11 protein-coding genes are annotated in these 20267 nt (G+C 73.6%); 6 read left to right on the top strand and 5 right to left on the bottom strand.

Annotation, left to right across the window (positions count from 1 at the left end; all coding sequences use genetic code 11):
• Positions 1–214: 214 nt before the first annotated feature.
• Positions 215–2038: a glycoside hydrolase family 15 protein gene (locus ASD48_RS27930; RefSeq protein WP_057604500.1), complete on the top strand. Its 1824-nt coding sequence runs from the start codon at positions 215–217 to the stop codon at positions 2036–2038.
• Positions 2039–2137: 99 nt separating this feature from the next.
• Here the strand turns inward: ASD48_RS27930 and ASD48_RS27925 are convergent, their stop codons facing one another.
• Both ASD48_RS27925 and ASD48_RS27920 read right to left on the bottom strand, forming a co-directional pair.
• A complete protein-coding gene (locus ASD48_RS27925; protein ID WP_057604499.1) occupies positions 2138–3454 on the bottom strand; it encodes a DUF2254 domain-containing protein in 1317 nt (438 codons plus the stop codon).
• Positions 3451–5208, bottom strand: a complete 1758-nt coding sequence (locus ASD48_RS27920; protein WP_057604498.1) for a cation:proton antiporter — start codon at positions 5206–5208, stop codon at positions 3451–3453. Before ASD48_RS27920 ends, ASD48_RS27925 begins: the two co-directional genes overlap by 4 nt.
• Positions 5209–5563: 355 nt before the next feature.
• Between ASD48_RS27920 and ASD48_RS27915 the strand changes: the two genes are divergently transcribed.
• On the top strand, positions 5564–6745 hold the full coding sequence (locus ASD48_RS27915; protein WP_057604497.1) for a S1 family peptidase: 1182 nt from the start codon (positions 5564–5566) through the stop codon (positions 6743–6745).
• A 250-nt stretch (positions 6746–6995) separates the two neighbouring features.
• Entirely contained in the window at positions 6996–12167 is a 5172-nt protein-coding gene (locus ASD48_RS27910; protein ID WP_157880713.1) for a hypothetical protein, read from the top strand.
• Positions 12168–12359: 192 nt separating this feature from the next.
• On the opposite strand, the gene ASD48_RS27905 is transcribed toward ASD48_RS27910, so the two are convergent.
• Complete coding sequence (locus tag ASD48_RS27905) at positions 12360–14006, bottom strand: sigma-70 family RNA polymerase sigma factor (RefSeq protein WP_057604496.1); 1647 nt, start codon at positions 14004–14006, stop codon at positions 12360–12362.
• 317 nt (positions 14007–14323) lie between these two features.
• Between ASD48_RS27905 and ASD48_RS27900 the strand changes: the two genes are divergently transcribed.
• Together ASD48_RS27900 and ASD48_RS27895 are read left to right on the top strand one after the other, a co-directional pair.
• The gene (locus tag ASD48_RS27900; protein ID WP_157880712.1) at positions 14324–14773 is read left to right on the top strand and encodes a hypothetical protein; all 450 of its coding nucleotides are present in this window, start codon (positions 14324–14326) and stop codon (positions 14771–14773) included.
• 349 nt (positions 14774–15122) lie between these two features.
• Positions 15123–16322: an MFS transporter gene (locus ASD48_RS27895; protein WP_057604494.1), complete on the top strand. Its 1200-nt coding sequence runs from the start codon at positions 15123–15125 to the stop codon at positions 16320–16322.
• A 446-nt stretch (positions 16323–16768) separates the two neighbouring features.
• Here ASD48_RS27895 and ASD48_RS27890 read toward each other — a convergent pair whose 3' ends face one another.
• On the bottom strand, positions 16769–18394 hold the full coding sequence (locus tag ASD48_RS27890; RefSeq protein ID WP_057604493.1) for an MFS transporter: 1626 nt from the start codon (positions 18392–18394) through the stop codon (positions 16769–16771).
• 312 nt (positions 18395–18706) lie between these two features.
• Positions 18707–19126: a hypothetical protein gene (locus ASD48_RS27885; RefSeq protein WP_242432753.1), complete on the bottom strand. Its 420-nt coding sequence runs from the start codon at positions 19124–19126 to the stop codon at positions 18707–18709.
• A gap of 167 nt (positions 19127–19293) precedes the next feature.
• Here ASD48_RS27885 and ASD48_RS27880 point away from each other — a divergent pair, with 167 nt between their 5' ends.
• On the top strand, positions 19294–20235 hold the full coding sequence (locus ASD48_RS27880) for a hypothetical protein (RefSeq protein ID WP_057605016.1): 942 nt from the start codon (positions 19294–19296) through the stop codon (positions 20233–20235).
• The last annotated feature ends 32 nt before the right edge of the window (positions 20236–20267 follow it).

Genomic DNA, 20267 nt, shown 5'->3' with positions numbered 1-20267 from the left:
ACTCATGAGACGCGGCACCGCGTCCGGTCGCCATCGGTGCTGACCCGTTGGGGTGGCGCGGCCGTCGGCGCGCGCGGCCGTAGGCCCGCGGCGCCGCGGGCCGTCGGACCCGGCCGTCAGACCCGGCCGTCAGGGCCGTACTCCGCTCCGGGAGGCGCCGGTACACGGCCTGTCGGATAGTGGACCGCGTCGGCACCCTTGGGATTGGACGCTCATGGACCGCTATCCCCCCATCGCCAACCACGGTCTGGTCGGCGACCTGCAGACAGCCGCTCTGGTGTCCTCCCAGGGCGTGGTGGACTGGTTCTGCTCGCCGAGGTTCGATTCGCCGAGTGTCTTCGCCGCCCTGCTGGACCACGACCGCGGCGGGTACTTCCGGCTGGCGCCGGAGCACGCCGACGTGACGTGCAAGCAGCTCTACTACCCGGACACCGGCGTGCTGGTCACCAGGTTCATGTCGCCGGAGGGCGTCGGCGAGGTCATCGACTGGATGCCGGTGATCACCAGGCGTGTCCCCACCGACCGTCACGGCCTGACGCGGGTGATCCGCGTGGTGCGCGGCACGCTGCGGTTCCTCCTCGAGTGCAGGCCGCGCTTCGACTACGGCCGGGCGGACCACGAGCTCGATCTGCGGCCCCAGGAGGCGGTGTTCCGGGGTCCCGGAATCGCCGGTCACCTCCAGGCCAGCTTTCCGCTCACGCGGGACGGCCAGGACGTGCGGGGTGCGGTCACCCTGGCGAGCGGCGAGTCGGCTGTCGCCGTGTTCACCACCTGCGCGGCCGACGGTGAAGCGCCACCGCCGCTCTCCGTGGAGGGCGTGACCTCGGGGCTGTGGCGCGAGGTGGACTTCTGGCAGAAGTGGCTCTACACCTCCCATTACCGGGGGCGCTGGGGCGAGATGGTGAACCGCTCCGCCATCACGATCAAACTCCTCACCTACCACCCGACCGGTGCCCCGGTCGCCGCCGCCACCATGGGTCTGCCGGAACAGGTCGGCGGTGAGCGCAACTGGGACTACCGGTACTCGTGGGTGCGGGACGGTTCGCTCTCGGTGCGGGCCCTGCTCGACCTCGGCTTCACCGAGGAGGCGTCGGCGTTCACCAAGTGGCTGGGCGACCGGATGCACGACCGGGCGGAACTGCCCGGCGAACGCCTCCAGATCATGTACCGGGTCGACGGCGACCCGCACCTGACGGAGGAGATCCTCGACCACTGGGAGGGCTACCGGGGATCGAGGCCGGTCCGGGCCGGCAACGCGGCCGCCGACCAGCTTCAGCTCGACATCTACGGTGAGTCGCTCTACGCGATGGCCGAGGGCATGGACGTCGGTGTGGAACTGGGCTACCACGGCTGGAAGGGGCTCGCCCGGACACTGGACTGGCTGTCCGAGAACTGGGACCGTCCGGACGAGGGCGTCTGGGAGACGCGCGGAGGCCGCAACGACTTCACGTTCAGCCGGGTGATGTGCTGGGTCGCCTTCGACCGGGGCATGCGCATGGCGACCGAGCTGAGCCGCCCCGCCGACATCCCGCGCTGGCGCAACGCCCGTGACAGCATCCTCGAACAGGTGATGGACAAGGGCTGGAGCAAGGCGGAGCAGGCCCTGGTGCAGCACTACGGCGGGGACGTGCTCGACGCCTCCCTCCTGCTGATCCCGCGTGTGGGTTTCCTCTCCGCGAAGAGCCCCGGCTGGCTGTCGACCCTGGACGCGATGGAACGCAAGCTGGTCTCGGACAGTCTCGTGTACCGGTACGACCCGGCCGCGTCCCCGGACGGTCTGCGCGGCTCGGAGGGCACCTTCAGCCTCTGCACCTACCTCTACGTCGACGCCCTGGCCCGGGCCGGGCGCATCCGGCCGGCCCGCTACACCTTCGAGAAGATGCACACCTACGCCAACCATGTCGGCCTGTTCGCCGAGGAGATCGGCCCGAGCGGCGAGCAACTCGGCAACTTCCCGCAGGCGTTCACCCATCTGTCCCTCATCATGGCGGCATCGACCCTGGACGAGGCCATCGACCGGCAGCGGAGGTTCGACTGAGGCGGAGCCGGCGAGTTCGCGCGGCGGACTGCGGACCCCACGGGCCGCGACGACCGTGCCCGCCCGCCGCCAGGGGCGAAACCCGGCCGGGGAGAGGTCCTACGGGCCGGGCTCGCCGGGCGGTGAAGCACCCGGGGCGGCGTCCCGGGTCCGCCGTCCCCCGATGCCCTGGGAGTCGGCCGTCCGTGCCTCGGAACGGCGGGGGGCGTCTGCGAACTCCCGCTCGACGGCGTCGTCGAGGAGGTGGAGCTGGGCGTGCACCGCGGGCCCGCACGCGTCCGGCAGGCTCGCGAGGAGACCGTCGAGCAGGGCCCGGAGCCGTCGGCAGATCTGGACGGAGGTCGCGCCGTAGTCGCGGATCTCGGTGACGGCGAGCTCCAGGTAGTCGTCCCAGGGCCGGCCGGAGAGCACGAGGCGCAGCCGGCCGCGGTCGTCGGCGAGTTCGTAGTGACCGCGGGGGCCGGCCCGGCCGACGGTGTGCAGGAACGCCTCGATGTGGTTCAGCACCTGGACGGCGGTGGTGGGGTCGTTGACGGCGGGTGAGAGGGCCCGGATGGCGATGTCGACCAGGATGCGCAGGGCGAAGGCCGGGTCCTGCTCGATCGTCCGCTCCGCCCCGAGGGCGACAAGGTCCGTCACCCGGTCCGGGCCGGGCGGGGACGCGGCGCCGTGGACCTCGACGACCGTGCCGCCGGGCGGCACGAAGTCGCCGACGGCCGCCGCCAGCACGAACACGCAGTCGTGCCGGGCCGCGAGCGAGACCAGGCCGGGTGCGTTCAACGCCTGGACGACGCCGCCGCGTTCGGACCGGATGCGGGTCACCGAGCCGGTCGTCGGTGGCGTCCCGCCGGGCGCCGCGGTGCTCCGCAGGTGTGCCGCCACCCGATGGATGACCTGTTCGCCCGAGCGTCCCACGATGTCCGCGATCGCCACCGGCCGCAGGTTGTGGGTGAAGCGGTTGAGGTAGATCAGCAGGAGCAGGAGGCTGGCGGAGACGGCGACACCGGCCATGGTCACGCCGAGGTTGGGCACGGAGTCGGTCTCGATGCTCCGCAGCAGCGTGTAGGCGAACGCGAAAGTGCCGGTGAACGTGCCCAGTACGGCCTTCTGCAACCGGTCGCGATACCAGAGCCGCATGTAGCGCGGCGAGAGGGTGCCGGTGGCCTGCTGGATGACGAGGACACCGATGGTGACCACGAACCCGAGCAGCGCGATCATCGATCCGACCACGGAACTGAGGACACTGGTCGCGGTCGACGCGGAGTAGTCCCAGCTCGTGGGCAGCCAGGACGCCCCGTCCACGGCGGCTGCCGCCTCGGCGAGGGCGACGCCGAGCACGAGCCCGAACAGCGGGACGATCCAGAGGCTGGCCTTGACGTACTGCCGCAGCCTGAAGCGGGCGGCCCAGGAGGTCATGCGGACCCCATCAGAACGGCGGTGTCGCCCGGCAGTGGTGTGACCGTCTGGGTCCCGGTGACCGGGGCCAGCCGGCCGTCGGCACGGACGACGAACAGGATGTCGTGGTCCGGGGGGATCGGCGTGGACCCCGGCTGCACGTGGAAGCGGGCACCGCGTTCGTAGCGGGCCGCGAGGCGCTGCCGGACGAGCGCGCGGCCGAAGAGGATGTCACCGCCGGTGTAGGGGGCGACCACCCCGTGGCTGTCCTGCGGCGGCCCCACCCGGTAGACGGGCCCCTGCACGTTGTCCTTGACGACCACCGAGGCGAGGGCGTTGAAGTCGTCGTCGTCGGTGAGCAGGAACACCGCCGTCACACCCTCCAGACGGGCCCGGGGGTTCGTCGCGGTCGCCAGCATCTCGCCATGGGCGAGTTCGATCCCGGCCGAGGTGATCCGCTCGCGTTCCTCGTCGAGTCCGGCCCACATGAGCACGTCGAGTCCCGCGGTCTTCAGGGCCTGTCCCAGGCCGATCACCCACGGGGCCCCGCCGACCAGGAGGGGGCGCGTCCGCGCCGACCGGACGACCTCCAGCTTCCGGGCCACGGGCGCGGCGGTCAGAGCGTAGAGCAGGACCGTCCCCACGATCACGAGGAAGGTGATCGGCAGGATCTTGGACGCGCCGGGCAGTCCCTTCTCCACCAGGGTGGCGGCGAAGGCGGACGCCGTCGAGGCGGCGACGATGCCGCGCGGTGCCATCCACCCGATGAAGCCCCATTCGCCCGCGGTGAGATCCGAACCCCGGCACGCCGCCCACGCGACGAGCGGCCGGATCACGAGGACCAGGACGGCGATCAGGATCAGGGAGGGGACCAGCACGGGCACCACGGACGCGGGGGTGACGGAGGAGGAGATGGAGATGAAGAGCAGACCGATGATCATCTGGACGAGTGTCTCGAGGAACGGCCTGCGGGCCGGCATGTCCATCCCGGGCAGGTTGGTGATGGCGAGTCCGGTCACGATGGCGGCGATGAGGCCGGTGTCGTCGCGGACGATGTCGCAGAGCGCGGAGACGAGGATCACCGTCGCCAGCTGGGCGAGGGTGCCGAGCGTCTCACCGAGCCTCAGTTTGTGCAGGGCCAGCCACAGGACGACGGTGGCCACCGCACCGCCCACGAGGCCCACGGCCATGCTGAGGAGGAACTGCCCGATCTGGTAGCCGCGGCCGATGTCGATCTGATGGCTGGTCGCGACCGCGTGGAACACGATGGCTCCGAGAATGCCGCCGATCGGGTCGGTCAGCGTTCCCTCCCAGATGAGGATGCGCCGCAACCTGTCCTTCGGCCTGACGTATTCGAGCAGCGGGCCGACGACCGTGGGGCCGGACACCACGAGGATCACGCCGATCATCGCCGCCACCCGCAGCGGGATGTCGAACAGGGCCGGTCCGATGCCCGCGACGGCGAAGAAGGTGACCAGAATGCCGATGATCAGCAGCCGCACGACGATGCCGCGGGTACGGCCGGTGAGGCTGCGCAGGTTCAGTCCGAGGCCGGCGTCGTAGAGGATCACGGCGACGGACAGCGAGACCAGCGCGGGGAAGTCCGGGCCGACGAGCCGACCGGGGTGAATGATGTCGGTCAGGGCCCCCGCCGCGAAGCCGACCGGCAGAAGAACGATCAGCGCGGGGACCCGCAGCTTGTTCGCCAGGATCTGCGAGCCCGTGGCGAGGGCGACGGTCAGGGCGATACCCAGGAGGATGTCCTCGCCGGTCATAGCGGTCGCCCTCCTTGACTTCCGGACTCCTGTTCTCTCAGGCCGGTGGGATTCAACCGCGTCCGCACGCCCCGCACCCGCCTGTCCGAGCGGGACACGGTTCCCACCACCCCAACGGCCCCGCTGACGACGCCGACGAAGCCCGCCGCCATCTCGCCGGGGCATCACGGAGGTCCCGAGCCGACCGTGTCCTCGGCCGGAGCCCTGGGCGGCCGGAGCCCTGGGCGGAAAAGGGCGCGGCATTGGCCTAGACCTGACAACCGGACGCGGCTAGGCTCTGCCGCGCCACATCTGAGAGCGCTCTCACCCATCCGCTGTTCCACCCCACTTCCTGGAACGACGAAGGGCAACTCCCATGAGACGCACAAGGTTCAAGCACGTCTGCCTGGCCGCGCTCCTCACGCTGGCCGGGCTCGGTGGCGCGGGCACGCTGCCCGCGGCGGCGAGCGGGGGCGGTGCCACGGCCTCCTCCTCCCCGTCGGCCGCCGACGCCGCCCCCGCCTCCGCCGCACTGCTCGACGGCATGCGGCGGGAGTTCGGGCTCACGCGGGAGCAGGCGGTCGCAAGGCTCGAGGCCGAGCGCGACGCCACCGCGCTCGAACCGAGGGCGCGCCGCACGGCGGGGGCGGCGTACGCCGGATCCTGGTTCGACGCCGCCGAGGGCCGCCTCACGGTGGCCGTCACCTCGGCGAGTTCGCAGGCGACGCGCGCGGCGATCCGCGCCCAGGGAGCCGGCGTCCGGGTCGTCGAGCACAGCGCGCGGATGCTGGACGCGGCGAAGTCGCGCATCGACCGGCTCTCCGCCCCCTCCGCGGTGGGCGGTTGGCACGTCGACCCGGCGGCGAACACCGTGGTGGTCACGGTCGTCCGCGGCAAGACCTCCGACAACGATGTCCGGCGGTTCCTGGCACAGGCCCGTACGGCCGGCCCCGTCACCGTCGAGACGGTCGCCGCGGCCCCGCGCACCTTCGCGGCGGGCACCGTCGGCGGCGACCCCTACTACACGGGCAACGTCCGCTGCTCGATCGGCTTCTCGGTGCACGGCGGGTTCGTCACCGCCGGTCACTGCGGCCAGGCCGGTGCGGGTGTCCGGGGCTGGGACGGCTCGTACATCGGCAACTTCCAGGGCTCCTCGTTCCCCGACAACGACTACGCCTGGGTCAACGTGGGCAGCGGCTGGTGGACCGTGCCGGTCGTGCTCGGCTGGGGCACGGTCTCCGACCAGCTGGTGCGCGGCTCTGCCGAGGCGCCGGTGGGCGCCTCCGTCTGCCGGTCCGGGTCGACCACGCACTGGCACTGCGGCGCGGTGCTGGCGAAGAACGAGACCGTCAACTACAGCCAGGGCGCGGTGCACCAGATGACGAAGACCAGTGTCTGCGCCGAAGGCGGCGACTCCGGCGGCTCGTTCATCAGCGGCGACCAGGCACAGGGCGTCACCTCCGGCGGCTGGGGCAACTGCTCCGGCGGCGGCGAGACGTGGTTCCAGCCCGTGAACGAGATCCTCAACCGCTACGGGCTCACCCTCCACACCTACTGACCGCGGAGGACGGCTCGGGGGCCCGCGCTTCCGGCGTACGCCTGGTGTGCACCCGCTGCGCGCCCGGTGTGCACCCGGTGTGCGTCCGGCGTGCGGTGCCCCTCCCGAGTCGCGCGGACAGCGCGAGGACGCCTAGGCCGGGGGCGGTCGCTCCCGTCCCGGGCCGGGACCGACGACCTTCTGGCGTACGGCAGTTGAACACTTGACGTGTGGCCTGCCCCACCGCCTGAGCGTTCATACGCTGACGCGCGTGCGACAACAGCGACAGGCGGGCGACAACCGTCATGGCAGTGCCCTCGAACGGTCCCCGCGGGCGACCCTGACGCCCCGCGTGGCCGGGCGGAGCAGTGGCCCCAACCCGCTTCTGGGGCTCCAGCAGACCGCGGGCAACGCCGCCACCGTCGCCGCGCTGAACGCGGCCGGCCCGTCCACCGCCCGACGCAGGCCCCCGCAGGTGCCGCCCGCCATCGAGGAGGTCGAGCACGACGCCCTCGAACTCCCCTCGTATCTGCGGGACATGGAGGCGGCGGGGCTGTCCACGGCGTACGGGCTCATCGGACACGAGTTCGTCACCACCACGCTGGCCGATGCCGTCGGGCGGCGCGACGGGGTGGTCGCCGAGATCGCCGCGGAACTCGCCGGGCGGCCCGAATCCTTCTTCGGGCGCGGCCGGGCCTTCGCCGTCACCGGGGTGCGGGGTGCGGACCGTTACGACGTCACGGTGAGCGTCTCGCCCGCCGACGACGACCGTCCCGGCGTCTTCTCCGCCGCGGGTCCGGACAGCGAGGGCGCGGCCACCAAGGTCGACGTGCAGCACAACACGGCCGCCACCGTGGCGCAGAGTACGAGCGGGTCCGCGTCCAAGGGCGTGGCGTTCACCGGGTTCGGGCTCGCCCCGGTGGCACCCGGCGTCTGGGTCGGCGGGGCGGCCACCGTCAACGCCCAGCCCTTCCAGTCGTCCCGGGACTCCCGCACCCAGCGGAACACGGCGGAGCCACGGGTACTGCGCAGCGACAAGGGGTCGGTCGAGGTACCGCGCCGGGTCCGCTACCACGTGCGGATCATGAAGGACGGCGAACGGTCGGCCCGGAACGCCACCGGATCCGGCGCCCTGACCATGCGGGTGCCGGTGGAACATCTGGTCCCGACGGCCGCCGGGCCGGTGCCCCGACCTCGTCCGGTGGCGCCCGAGACCGCCCGCGCCGTGTCGCTGGCCGATTCGCTGGCCCCGGTGGCCGTCTCGGACCGGGCCGCGCCGCACCAGGGCGGCGGGGGGCTGTTCGACGCCGTCGCCTCCGCGCTGCATCCGTCCCTGACCTGGCCCGGCGCTCCCGGCCGGGCCCGGCTGTACGAGGCCACCGCCACCGCGACCGTGCTGGAGGACCTGCCCCGGCTGCTGCGTGACGGGGTCGTCGGCGAGGATCTGACCAGCAGGGACGGCAGCACCACCGGCACCTATCGGATGCGGGCCGCGATCACCGAACTGGCCCCCGGGTGGAGCACCGGCAAGACGCAGCTGCGTACCCATCAGCAGTCGCAGCACGCGGTGACGGACACCGCGGGCAAGGGCCGGGGCGGTGCCTTCGGCGCCGGTCCGGCGGCGGGGTTCGGTGTCCTCGGTAACGCGGCCGCCGTCCGCGGCACCGTCATGCCCGTGGCCGGGGCGCGCAAGGCGCGGTTCAGCGTGGCCGAGCAGACCGTGTCCAGCCGGCAGGGCGCGGAGGTCCGCGGCGAGAAGGTGCTCTATCTCGGCACCGTGCTGTTCACCGTCGAGGGCACCGGTCCGACCTCGCCCCTGACCAGGGCGCGGGGCGGGGGCCGTACCGCGCACCACACGATGCGGGTGTGGGTCTCGCTGCGGGCCGACGAGGCCCGGGAGCTGGGGCTGCCGCTGCCCGAGGGGGTGACGGCGGGCGAGTTCGTCAAGCGTCCGGAACGTGCTGCCGGGCAGGACGCCAAGGGCAAGGGGAGGGCCACCGCGACCGAGCGGGACGGGGCGGAGAACGGCGAGCGGGCGGGCGAGGACGGCGCCGCCGAGCGGGACGTGCGACACCTGCCGTTCGGCGCGATGGGATCCAGCGTGGCGATCAGCCGGCTGGACACCGCGCCGATGATGCGGGCGGTGACGCGGCTGTTCGCCACCGATGCGCGGCTCGCCGGGTATCTTCCCGCCTTCGGCGAGGAGGAGCAGCCGCGTGATCCCAGCCCTGAGGAGGCCGAGGTCCAGCGGCGCAACTACCGCGAGCTGGTGACCGTGCTGTCGGAGACCAACCTGCGCGTCAACAAGGACCAGTTGCTGTCCACGGGCGTCCGGGTGCGGTTGCGCCGCAAGTCCCGCTTCCACGCGCACGACGTGCAGCTGAAGGTCACCGGTTCGCTGCGGGAGACCGGTCACCTCGGGGAGACCAAGGACTGGCTCGTCCGCAGCCACGCGGGCGTCACGAGCAACCTCCAGAGCGGGCGGGCGAGTTCACGCACGGTCGGCGGGATGGCACTTGGCCAGTTCCGGCTGATCCCCGGCGCCCTGACCCTGTCGGCACGGGCCGAGAAGGGCCGTACGACGACCCGGCGCGGTCTGGCCGGGCCGACCCTGCGCACCGACGTCCTCACCAACGGTTCGGAGGACGCGAGCGTGTTCGGCGGGGCGTTGAGCCTGAACGTCGACGTCACCATGACGTCCCGGCAGCGCAAGGCGGCCCGCACGCTCACCCCCGGCGCGCCGGGCCGGGACGCGCCCGCCGCCGAGCGGGTCGGGACACTGCCCCTCGACGCGCAGGACGTGCGGCTGCTCACCCCGACCGCGTTCACCCTGGACGGCGATGCCAAGCGGCGGCTGGACGAGACGACCGCCGCCCGCGGGGCGGGCCACCGTGACACGCGGACGGAGTTCGCGGCGGCGGGCATCGGTGACCTGGCCGGTCTGGCGTCACGCCAGCTGGGCGGCAGGCGGGGGGTGCGGGACTGGACGCTGGTGGAGACCGTGGGCGACGGGCAGCCGGTGCGGGACCTGGCCTTCGAGCTGCTGGCGCGGGCCGCCGCCCGCAACAAGGAGGCGCGGGAGGACCGGGCGCTGGAGACGGAGGGGCTCGCGCCACGGCTCGCCATCGAGGACCGGTTCAGCCCGCAGGCGGTGACGGCGGCGCTGCGCCAGGCCGTATCGGCGGGCTGGGTGGTGCAGAACCTGCGGCACGCGCGGCGGCTGGCCGGACTGACCGGCGCGGTCGGCACCCGGTTCGCGCTGACCGGCGGGCGGGTCGTCCACCAGGGCACGGGGGCGGGCACCGAGACCTTCGTGCTGGGCGGGCATCAGGTCACCGGGCAGGAGGGCACCAGTCACAACGTCTCGGTGCAGGGCGGCCTGACGGGCGCGGAGAACGGCGCCGAGTGGCGACTCGCCGAGGGGGTGTCGGCCGGCCGCAGCCTGGGCAGCGGCGACACGACGGCGTCCACGCTGGTCGGCACCGTCGAACGCAACGCGCACACCTCCCGCAAGAGCCCGCTCTATCTGGTGCAGTGCGATCTGGTGGTGCGCATGGTCGCCGAGGTCGCGGTGACGGGCGGGGGTCCGTACGTGGCGCGCGGTGGCCGTACGGTGCCGGGTGCGGTCGCGGTGTGGCTGACCGAGCGTCAGCTGCGGGCGGCGGGGCTGAAGGTGCCGGGCGAACAGGGGCGTGAGGAAGCCGCCTCCGGTGCGGGCACGACGTCGGCCGCGACGTCGGCTCAGTCCGGGAGGACCGGCCAGTCCGGGAGGTCCGGGAAGCCCGCGCGGCCCGTCGGGACGGCACGGGCCGGCCAGGAGGCGGAGACCTCGGAAGCGGCCACGTCGGCCTCGGGCGGTACCGCGAAGAGCGCGCCGCTCGTGCCCCCGGCACCGGTTCCCGCCCTGGCCGAGTCGCTCCCGCTCGGCTTCGGCATGATCGAGGACCTGCCGGACTTCGTGCCGCTGCTGGAGGGGATCCGGGGCCGCCTCGGCGCCTCCCTCGCGGACGAACTGCTGCCGCGCACCCGGCTGACGGACCGCAACGACAACGTGCAGCGGCTGCTGCGGGTGCTCGACCGGGACGGCTCGGCGGGCCTGTTGTCGAGCGCGATGGACGGCGGGGTGGGCGTCGAGCTGCTCGACGGGCGCAGACGGCCCTACCGGGCGCTGTTCCGCATCCGCAGGACCGGGCCCGGCAGCTATGTGGAGACCGCGTCCGACGGCCGGGACATGGAGTACATCACCTCCGCCGCCGCCCAGCGGGCCGGAGCGCACGACGAGAGCGACAGCCGGGGCGTCGAGGCGGTCCTGGCCGGTTCGGGGAAGCCCGACGGGGGCGCGGGCCAGTTGAAGAGTGTCGGCGCCGCCGCGGGACTCGGTCTCGGCACGAGCGACTCGCGCCGCTCGGTGGGTGTCGGGCGTGCCCAGCTGGGCGTGAAGACCGTCGCGGAGGCGGCGTCCGCCCCGTCGGCCCGGATGAACGTGCCGATCGAGGCCACTCTGGAGGTGTTCTCCGGCGACCGCCGGGTGGCCCTCGCGCCGTTGAAGGGCCTGAGCCTGACCCACCGGGTGCTCGCCGCGGATCTGCGTGCGCTGTCTCAACTGGCCCCGGTACCGCCCCGGCAGGCCGGTGTGCACGCGGTGGACGCGGCGGACGCGGGCGCCGACCGGCTCGGTCCCTGGCGGGACTCCGGGGTACGGCTGCCGATGGAGGCGCAGGTCAACGGGTTCCGGGGAACGCCCAGGGTGCGCCAGGCGGTCGACGACGCGGTCCGGCGGGCCGGGGGCGGGGCACGGTTCCGGACCGGCGGCGAGGCCGCGTACCACCTGCTGCGCGAGGCCGTCTCCACGGAGTGGCTGATCGCGGCGCTGCCGCTGCTGACCGCCGCGGGCGTCGACCTTCCGCCGGTGCACGCGACCGGCGCGTCGGGCCAGGACCTGCGCGCCTCGCTGCACGCCCGGCTGCGCGGCGGCCGGGTGCTGGGCGTGGGCGACAAGATGACTTTCGAGACGGTCGCGCAGAGCGGGCTGGACGCGCCGCGCCCGGCGGGTACGGACGGCCAGCAGGCGAACGAGCACGGCCGGTCGGCGCGCGGCCTGCTGGGCGCGGGGGTGCTGAACGCGGACGAGTTCCGGATGAACCAGCTCCTCGGCACCGTGGACGGCTCCGGCAGCGCCACCGCGACCGCCGCCGACGCCGCCGGTTCGATACCGCTGCACAAGCCCAAGGCCGAGTCGGTGCTGGTGCAGTTCACTTTGGACGTGCGGGCGGTGGCGGAGGTGAGCGACCGGGTGCGTTCGGGTCGCCGCGGGACGGCCGTACAGGAGGTCACGCTGCCGGAGCCGGTGGTCGTCCGGATGCCCGCGCCCGCGGTGCGGCGCATGCTGGCCGACGCGGCGAACGCCGGGCGGCTGCGGGATCCGGGAGGCCACCTGGCCTGAGGCGACCGTCGCGGCGGAGCCGACGTGGCGGGGCGGGCGGACGTCGCAGAGGTGGACGACGGTCCTGCCGCCCGCCGCGAGGGCCGCCGGGGGCATCGGCATCCGCGTCCCCGATCGGCCGCTCGGCGGCGGGCGTCTGGCGTCGGACATCGGGCGCCGAGGGGAGCGGGCACCCGGCAGCCCGTGCGCGGGTCAGAGCTTGGCGCCGAAGTTCTGTGTCCACCACGGGCCGCCGGCACCGTCGTGGATTCCGATGCCGATGTTCTTGAAGGAGCAGTTCAGGATGTTGGCCCGGTGGCCCTCGCTGTTCATCCAGGACGTCATCACCGACGAGGCCGTCTGCTGCCCCTTGGCTATGTTCTCGCCGTAGGTGGACCAGCGGTATCCGGCGGCCGTGATGCGCCGACCGGGGTCGGCTCCGTCGGGGTTGGTGTGGTCGAAGAAGTCACGGGCGGCCATGTCGTCGGAGTGGCCCTGTGCGGCGGCGCGCAGCAGGCTGTCGTCCGTGAGGGGGCCGCAGCCCGCCGTCGTCCGCTCCTTGTTGACCAGGGCGATCACCTGGGTCGCGAGATCGGACGAACCCGCCCGCACGGTCGGCGTCGCGGAAGCGGTCCGCTTCGGTTGGGACGATTTCGCCGGGGCCGCCGCGACCACGGTCCTGCTCGGGCGCGGAGACGGCGAGGCGCTCGCACTCGGCGACTTCGACGCGGACGCCGACGCGGACGGGGACGCCGACGGCGAACCGCTGCGGGCGCCGTCCGGCGTCGGGCCGTCCGAGGCCAGTACGTCGTCAACGGGCCGTACGGCGGTGCTCTCCCCCGCCCCGCCGTCCGGCTGGGTGCCGAAGTGGTACAGGCCGCCGCCCGCCACGCAGGCGGCGACGACCGCGCCGCCGACCGCCCGCCGGCGGGTACGCCGCCTGCGGCGGGCGTCCGTACGGGAGGTGGTCCGGTCCTTCGTGGCACGGCGGTTCACCGGCGGGAGGGATCCGCCCGGTGCCTCGCCACCGGCGAGCGGGGACGCGGAGCCGACCACGGCGAGGGTGTCGGTGGCGGGGTTCGTCCGCGCCAGCAGCGCGGAGGACGCCGCGACGAGCGCCAGCCCGGCCAGCAGACCCTCGGCGGGCATCAGCCCGCTCCACAGGCCCGAACAGCGTGCGCAGCCGCGCGCGTGCCGGGCGACGCGCTTGCGCCACAACGCCGAGGGCCGGCCGTCCCAGCCCGCGAGCGCGCCGCGCAGTTCCGGGCACTGCGGCCGCGAGTCCAGCGCCCGCACGACGACCCGGGCCGCCTCCAGCTGCGCCTTCATCCGCTGTACGCGGACCGCCGTGTGCTCCGGCGTCAGGTCCATGGCCGCGGCGATCTCGGCCCGGGTCAGTTCACCGGCGCACTCCAGCCACCACAGGGACAGCAGTCCCCGGTCGTCGGGCTCCAGCCAGCGCGTCGCCCGCGCGGTCTCCTGCCGCTGGCCGGACAGCTGGAGTTGCACGATGGTCAGGTCGACGAAGTCGGCCCCCGGATCGGCGACGTCGTCGGCCTCCTCCATGGCGCCCTGGACGGGCTGCTGCCGGTTCCAGTGCGCCCGGACCTGGTTCATCGCGATGGCCACCAGCCAGGAGCGGAAGCTCGCGGGATCCCGCAGCGAGCCCAGCGAGTCCAGGGCGCGCAACATGGTGTCCTGCACGACGTCGTCGACGTCCACCGAACCGTTCAACGCCCGGCCCACGATGTTGTAGACGAGCGGCAGGTACGCGCCGACGAGCGCGTCCTGGGCCGCCTGATCGCCCGATCGGGCGGCGGTGACGAGAGCCACCGCCTCCACCGTGTGCCGTGTACTCATGGAGACTTCCCTGTCCTAGACGCCGAACGATGCTGTCCGTCCTATGGGTGATCTCTGCGGAAGCAACGGATAACAGTTCCTCGGAAATTCGTGCGAGGAGAGATTCACCGGTTGGGGGCCGTGAGTGCAATGGGACCCGTCACATCGCGCGCGGGACGTCGGCCGTCGTGTCGCCGTTCCAGGGATGCGCGACGGGTCGTCGTCACCTGGCGTCCAAGGGGTGTCGCCCTGATGGCCAGGGCGATTACGGTGACCCGGCCGGCCCGCCGTGTCCCACGCACCCGGCGACCGACGTCCGCACGCCACAAGGAATCCCTATGACTCGAATGCCTGTTACGGCCAGATGTGCCCGCATACTGCTCGTCGTGCTGGGCCTGTCGGGCATCGCCGGCTCGGTACGACTGGCCGCGGCCGCGGCCGTCTTCGAGTCCGGCGCGCTGGGCGGCATGATCGTCGGGCTGCTGCTGCTCGCGGCGACCGCGTGCGCGGCGCTCGCCGTGACGTCGCTGGTCGTGTCGGCGAGGTTCGCCGACGGCGGTGGGGCCGTGCGCAGGGGCGCGGTCGGCGTCGGCTGGGTGATCGCCGTGAGCGGCTCGGTCGCGACTCTGGCCCACCACGTGGCCTGGAGCGCGGGTGCCGTCCTGGGTTCGCTGCTGGTGGCCCTCGCCGGCGGTGCGGCGACCAGGGAGTGGTTCGACCGGGCGCCGCTCTCACCCGCCGAACCGGCCGAACCGGCCGAAGCCTCGAAGCCCGGCCTGTCGCGGTAAGTCACCGCACGGCGACCGGCGTTGATCCCGCCGCCGACCGCGTGGACCCTGCCGTCGGGGAGGTGATGACGGACCCGTGCTCCGGTGCGGCCCGGCACTCACTCGCGGCGCGCCGGATCCTTCTCCCGTACGGGGACACCGCCGCCGGAACAACCGAAGCCGCCCGGAACAACCCGGAATCGCCCGCCGGACGCCTGAGTCGACGGTCGCCCGACCATCGTCGGCTCCCGGGCCGACCGGCGCCCCCGGACGGCTCCGGACGGCTCCGGCGGGCAAGCCGCGCGGCGACGCGCGCGACGGCGGGCACGTCGGGCCTCTGCGGGGTCCCCGCGCGGTTACTGTCGCCGCCATGGACCGTGATCACCGAGGATGGCTCCCCTGTCTGCTCGGCGGAGCCGTCTTCGCCGTGTGCATGGCCGGCACCACGCTGCCGACCCCCCTCTACCCCCTCTATCAGGAGAAGTTCGGGTTCTCCGAGCTGACGGTCACCGTCGTGTACGCGGTGTACGCCTTCGGGGTCATCGGTGTGCTGCTGCTGGCGGGCAACGCCTCGGACACCGTGGGCAGACGACCGGTGCTGGTGGCGGGCCTGGGCTGCGCCGGGGCGAGCGCCGTGTGTTTCCTGGCCGCCACCGGCCTGGGCTGGCTGTACGCGGGACGGCTGCTGTCGGGGCTCTCCGCCGGGCTGTTCACCGGGGCCGCCACGGCGTACGTGATGGACCTGGCACCGCCCGGCGGCGCCTCCCGGGCCACGTTCGTCGCGACGGCCGCCAACATGGGCGGGCTGGGCTGCGGTCCCCTGCTCGCCGGGCTGCTCGCGCAGTACGCCGAATGGCCGCTGTATCTGCCGTTCGTCGTGCATCTCGCCCTGGTGGCCTGTTCGGTCGGCGTCGTGGCGTGGCTCCCGGAGACCGTGCGGCACCGGCGAGCGCTGGGCACCGTACGGCCGCAGCGGCCCGGCCTGCCCCCTGAGGTGCGGGCGGTGTTCGGGCCGGCGGCCATCGCCTCGTTCGCGGGGTTCGCGCTGTTCGGCGTGTTCACCTCGGTGAGCCCGGCGTTCCTCGCCGAGTCCCTCGACGTGAGCAACCACGCGCTGAGCGGCCTCATCGTCGCGCTGGCCTTCTTCGCCTCGACCGCCGGGCAGCTGCTCGTCGGCCGGGTCGGGGTCGGGCGGTCGCTGCCGCTGGGCTGTGCAGCACTGCTCGCCGGGCTGGCGCTGCTCGCGGGCGCGTTGCGGTGGGAGGTGCCGGCCTTGTTGGTACTGAGCGCGATCGTCGGAGGCACCGGTCAGGGGCTGGCGTTTCGCGGGGCACTGTCCGCGGTGGCCGGGGCGTCTCCCGGGGACCGGCGCGCGGCGGTGATCTCGACCCTCTTCGTGGTGGCCTACGCGGGCATCTCGGTGCCGGTGATCGGCGTCGGCGTGCTGGTGGATCCCCTCGGCCTGGAGGGGGCCGGGCTCGTGTTCATCGGGTGCATGGCCGTCCTCGTCTCGACGGCGGGCGCCTATCTGCTGCGGCGGCCGGTACGGACGGAGGACGTCGACGCCTGAGTCCCCGGACGCGGCGTGTCACGCGCCGGGCCACGGCACCGGCGTCGCGGGCCGGGGCGGCACGCACACACGCTTGGCCGCATCCGTACGGGTGGGCTCGGTCCCGGGGCGAAGCGACCGGGGGCCGACCGGCGTTGTGCAGAACCCATCCGTCATCACCGGAAAGGCCCCTCGATGCGACGTACCGCCCTCCTCGCCGTCTGCGCCCTGCTCAGCGCCGCGGCCACGGGATTCTTCACCACCAGCGCCGTTCGCAGCCGCTGAGACCCGGTAGCCGGGCAAGCCTTCCGGCTTTCCCGGCTACCCGCTGTCGGCCACCCGCTGTCGGCCACCGGCCTGTTGCCACCGGCCCTCGTCCCACGCCCCTCGTCCGACGCCCGTCGCCCCTCGTCCGTCCCAGATCACCCATCACCCATCCCCCGTCCCCCATCCCCCATCCCCCGTCGTCAGGACGCCCGGTCGGGAGCGGGCGAACGGTCGTCCGACGGCACGTCGGTCCGCTCCGTGCCGCTCGTGCCGCCGGGGTGGCGGATCGCGCAGAGGTATCCGATACCCAGGGCGATCGCCATCCCGTAGAACACCCACTGGTTGGCCTCGGCGAAGTCCATCCGGATCTCCGGCATCGACTCCTGTACCGTCCGCGCGACCGCCGAGCCGCCGGAGCTGAGCTTCTGGTCGTCGCCGGTGCCGGTGATCGACTCGGCGACGCTCTTAGCCGTGCTCTGCGCGGTCCCGGACGGCATTCCGGCCGACCGCAGGGTGTCGTCGACGTTCTCGGTCATCCGGTGGGTCAGCAGGGATCCGTAGAGTGCCAGGCCGACGCTCGCCGCGTAGTTGCGGATCGTCTGGGTGATGCCGGTGACCTCGCCGTAGGAGGCGTCGATCGCCCGGTTCACTGCGTCGGTGGAGGCGGGCGCCAGGACGAAGCCGATGCCGGCCCCCGCGAGGGCCGCGTAGGGCCACTGGTCGTGCATCGACAGATCGGTCAGCTTCCCGGCCCAGAGCGCGAAGCCCACCGCTCCGACCACACAGCCGATCTTCAGGGTCGGCCGCGCGCCGCGCTTGTCCAGGATCCGCCCGCCCCACTGCGAGGCGAGCGCGAAGCCCGCGAAGACGTACAGCAGATACAGGGCTGCCTGGTTGGGCGAGGCGCTCAGGGACACCTGCGCGTAGACGGAGGCGAAGAAGAACAGCGGGACGAACGCGAGCATGGAGAAGAACAGCACGAGTCCGTCGACCACGAAGGCGCGGTCCCGGAAGACCGCGAGCTGGACCAACGGGTGGGCCGTGCGCCGTTCGTAGCGGCAGAACAGCCACAGCACGGCCAGACCGCCCACGATGCAGACCCAGGTGAGCACGCTGTCCCAGCCCCACGCGGACGCCTGCTGGAAGCCGAGCACGCTCCCGCCCATGCCGATCGCGATCAGCACGGCGCCCCGCACGTCCAGGGGCTCGTCACGGCGGCGGTCGGAGACATGGGCGAGCGCGGTCAGGATCAACGCGACGACGGCCACGGGCACGTTGACCCAGAAGATCGCCCGCCAGGTCCAGCCGGTGAGCCAGCCGCCGAGGAGCGGCCCGATGGCGGTCAGGGCGCCGGTGACACCGAAGAACAGGGCGAGGGCGCGGCCGCGCCGCTCCACCGGGAAGACCGCCACGACCACCGCCAGCGCGGCGGGGAAGAGCAGGGCCGCGCCGAGCCCCTGGGTCGCCCGGAAGACGATGAGCCACGTCAGTGCGAAGTCGCCGCTGGGTACGCAGCCGCACAGGACCGACGAGACCACGAACACCAGGGTGCCCGCCACCACGACGCGCCGCGGACCGAGCAGGTCCGCCAGCCGTCCGCCGAGGGCGAAGAACGCGGCCAGCGCCAGCAGATAGGCGTTGACGACCCACTGCATACCGGAGGCGGACAGGCCGAGTTCGCGGACGATGTCCGGCGTGGCGATCGACACGATGGTCTGGTCGATGAACGTCATCGACACCGCGAACATCATGGCCGCGAGGGCCAGCGACGGCGAAGGCCCGCGCGGGCCCTCCTGCGCACTCCCCGCCTGCTGTTTGGTGTACATGCCAGTCACGCCCTCAGTCTGAACCCGCTCCGCTGACGACGCATCCGGTGCGCATCTCCGCCGGGAAGGGGCGTCGTCACAGAGGGTCAGGCGCGCCCGCCATGGACACACGAGCAGTGCGGGGCGGCCGCGACGGCGGCCATGAGCAGGGCGGGGAGGAGCGGGGAGGCAGGGGGAGCCGGTGGGAACCGCGAGCGAGGACCGGGGCGATGCGGCCGGCCGCGCGGGCGCTCCGGCCGGTCCGGCGGCTGCCCCCGCTCCCGCCGCACCGCCGCTCTCGGGGGCCCGGGAAGCCGGGGGCCCGGGGGTCCGCTACTCCGGTTGAGTCACCGTCAGCGACCACCGGACGGCGTCGGCCGAGGCGTCCACTCCCACGGTGAAGGAGCCCGGCCGCACCACGCCCGCGGCCATGGTCGCCGAGCCGACCCCGGCGCTCCCGACCGGGCAGTCGACCGAGAACGCGGCGACCTCGGCCTCCTCCTGCGACCGCATCGTCACCCGTACGCTGCCACCGCCCTCGCAGGCCACCGTGAGGACGGTCGGCAGGCCCTCCCAGGCACCTCCCGACGCGACGCCGCCGTCCCCCGTCCACTCCTCCACCCACACCAGTCCGTCCGGACCGGGGTGCGGCAGCAGCGGATCCCCGGCCGCGGCGGCGGGCACCGTACCGGCACCCGTCAGGGCACAGGCGGCCAACACCGTCATGACCAGGGATTTTCTCGCTCGGCTCATGCTCGCTCCTCCGTGATGTGTCATGGACCCCACACTCTGCCGGGGTGATCGTCCCCGGACCTGAGTACGCGTACTCAGCGGCGCTCAGGTTGGCCGGAACCCGGCCCCGCACCGGCTCCCCCGCAGTCGGGATGCGCGGGGGCCCGGCCGGGTGGACGCTGCTGATCATGGCGCGAAAGGGTGCACGACCCGCTCGACCCGCTGCGGGGCAGGACGTGGAGCGGCTGCTCGACGAGCTCTACGCCACCCCGCCGTCCGACTTCGTCGCCCGACGGGAGCAGCTGGCCGCCGAGGCCAGGCGCGACGGGCACGGGGACGAGGCCCGTCGGATCCATGCCGCCCGGCGCCCCACGCTCGCGGCCTGGGCGGCGAACCTGCTGCTGCGCTCGCAGCCGCGGGAGAGCGAGCGGTTCCTGGAGCTGGGGCGGGCGCTGCGCGAGGCGTACCGGTCCCTGGACGCCGACGGGATCAGGGAGCTGTCGGAGCAGCGCCGGAGCATCGTCTCCGCGTTGTCGCGGCAGGCCGCCGAGCTGGCTCAGCAGGCCGGGCACGGACTGTCGGGCGCGGCTCGGCAGGACGTCGAATCCACCCTGCGCGCGGTGCTCACCGACGAGGAGGCGGCGGAGCGGTGGGCCGCCGGGCGTCTGGAGAGCGCCCTCACCCCACCGGCCGGCTTCCCGTCCCAGGACGCGGCGGCCGCCGGCCTCGCGCGCAAGCCGGCGGCCGGAGCGGCGCCCGCGGCGCCGGACACGCGGTCCCGGGCGGAGGACGAACTCGCCGAGCGGCGCCGCCTGCGGCAGGGGCAGCTCGGCCGGGCCCGGCGGTCGGCGGAAGCCGCCGAGCGCCGGCTGCGGGAGATGAGCGCCGGACGGGCCGATGCCGACGCGTCGCTCCGGCAGGCCCGCGAGCGGCACGACCGCGCCCGTGCGCACGAGTCCGCGGCGGAGGAGCGGCTGCGCCGGGCGCGCCAGGAGCTCCGGCGGGCCGAGCAGGAGCGGCAGGAGGCCGAGGAACGGCTGCGGACCGCCGCTCGGGCCGTGGACCGGGCCGAGCGCGCGGCCCGGGACGCCGCGCAGGAGGTGGCCCGGCTGGCCGAACCGATCACCTAGGCCCTCCTGGTGCCCGGGCTCCGGGCGGGGTG

Origin of the sequence: Streptomyces sp. Root1310 (assembly GCF_001426425.1) — a bacterium.
GTDB lineage: Bacteria > Actinomycetota > Actinomycetes > Streptomycetales > Streptomycetaceae > Streptomyces.
This window is presented reverse-complemented; position numbering and strand designations above follow the sequence as displayed.

What these genes read in the sequence shown, in the direction of transcription:
- ASD48_RS27930 (WP_057604500.1), top strand. Translation starts at nt 215, where the DNA reads ATGGACCGCTATCCCCCCATCGCCAACCACGGTCTGGTCGGCGACCTG.
- ASD48_RS27925 (WP_057604499.1), bottom strand. Translation starts at nt 3,454, where the DNA reads ATGACCTCCTGGGCCGCCCGCTTCAGGCTGCGGCAGTACGTCAAGGCC.
- ASD48_RS27920 (WP_057604498.1), bottom strand. Translation starts at nt 5,208, where the DNA reads ATGACCGGCGAGGACATCCTCCTGGGTATCGCCCTGACCGTCGCCCTC.
- ASD48_RS27915 (WP_057604497.1), top strand. Translation starts at nt 5,564, where the DNA reads ATGAGACGCACAAGGTTCAAGCACGTCTGCCTGGCCGCGCTCCTCACG.
- ASD48_RS27905 (WP_057604496.1), bottom strand. Translation starts at nt 14,006, where the DNA reads ATGAGTACACGGCACACGGTGGAGGCGGTGGCTCTCGTCACCGCCGCC.
- ASD48_RS27900 (WP_157880712.1), top strand. Translation starts at nt 14,324, where the DNA reads ATGACTCGAATGCCTGTTACGGCCAGATGTGCCCGCATACTGCTCGTC.
- ASD48_RS27895 (WP_057604494.1), top strand. Translation starts at nt 15,123, where the DNA reads ATGGACCGTGATCACCGAGGATGGCTCCCCTGTCTGCTCGGCGGAGCC.
- ASD48_RS27890 (WP_057604493.1), bottom strand. Translation starts at nt 18,394, where the DNA reads ATGTACACCAAACAGCAGGCGGGGAGTGCGCAGGAGGGCCCGCGCGGG.
- ASD48_RS27885 (WP_242432753.1), bottom strand. Translation starts at nt 19,126, where the DNA reads ATGAGCCGAGCGAGAAAATCCCTGGTCATGACGGTGTTGGCCGCCTGT.
- ASD48_RS27880 (WP_057605016.1), top strand. Translation starts at nt 19,294, where the DNA reads ATGGCGCGAAAGGGTGCACGACCCGCTCGACCCGCTGCGGGGCAGGAC.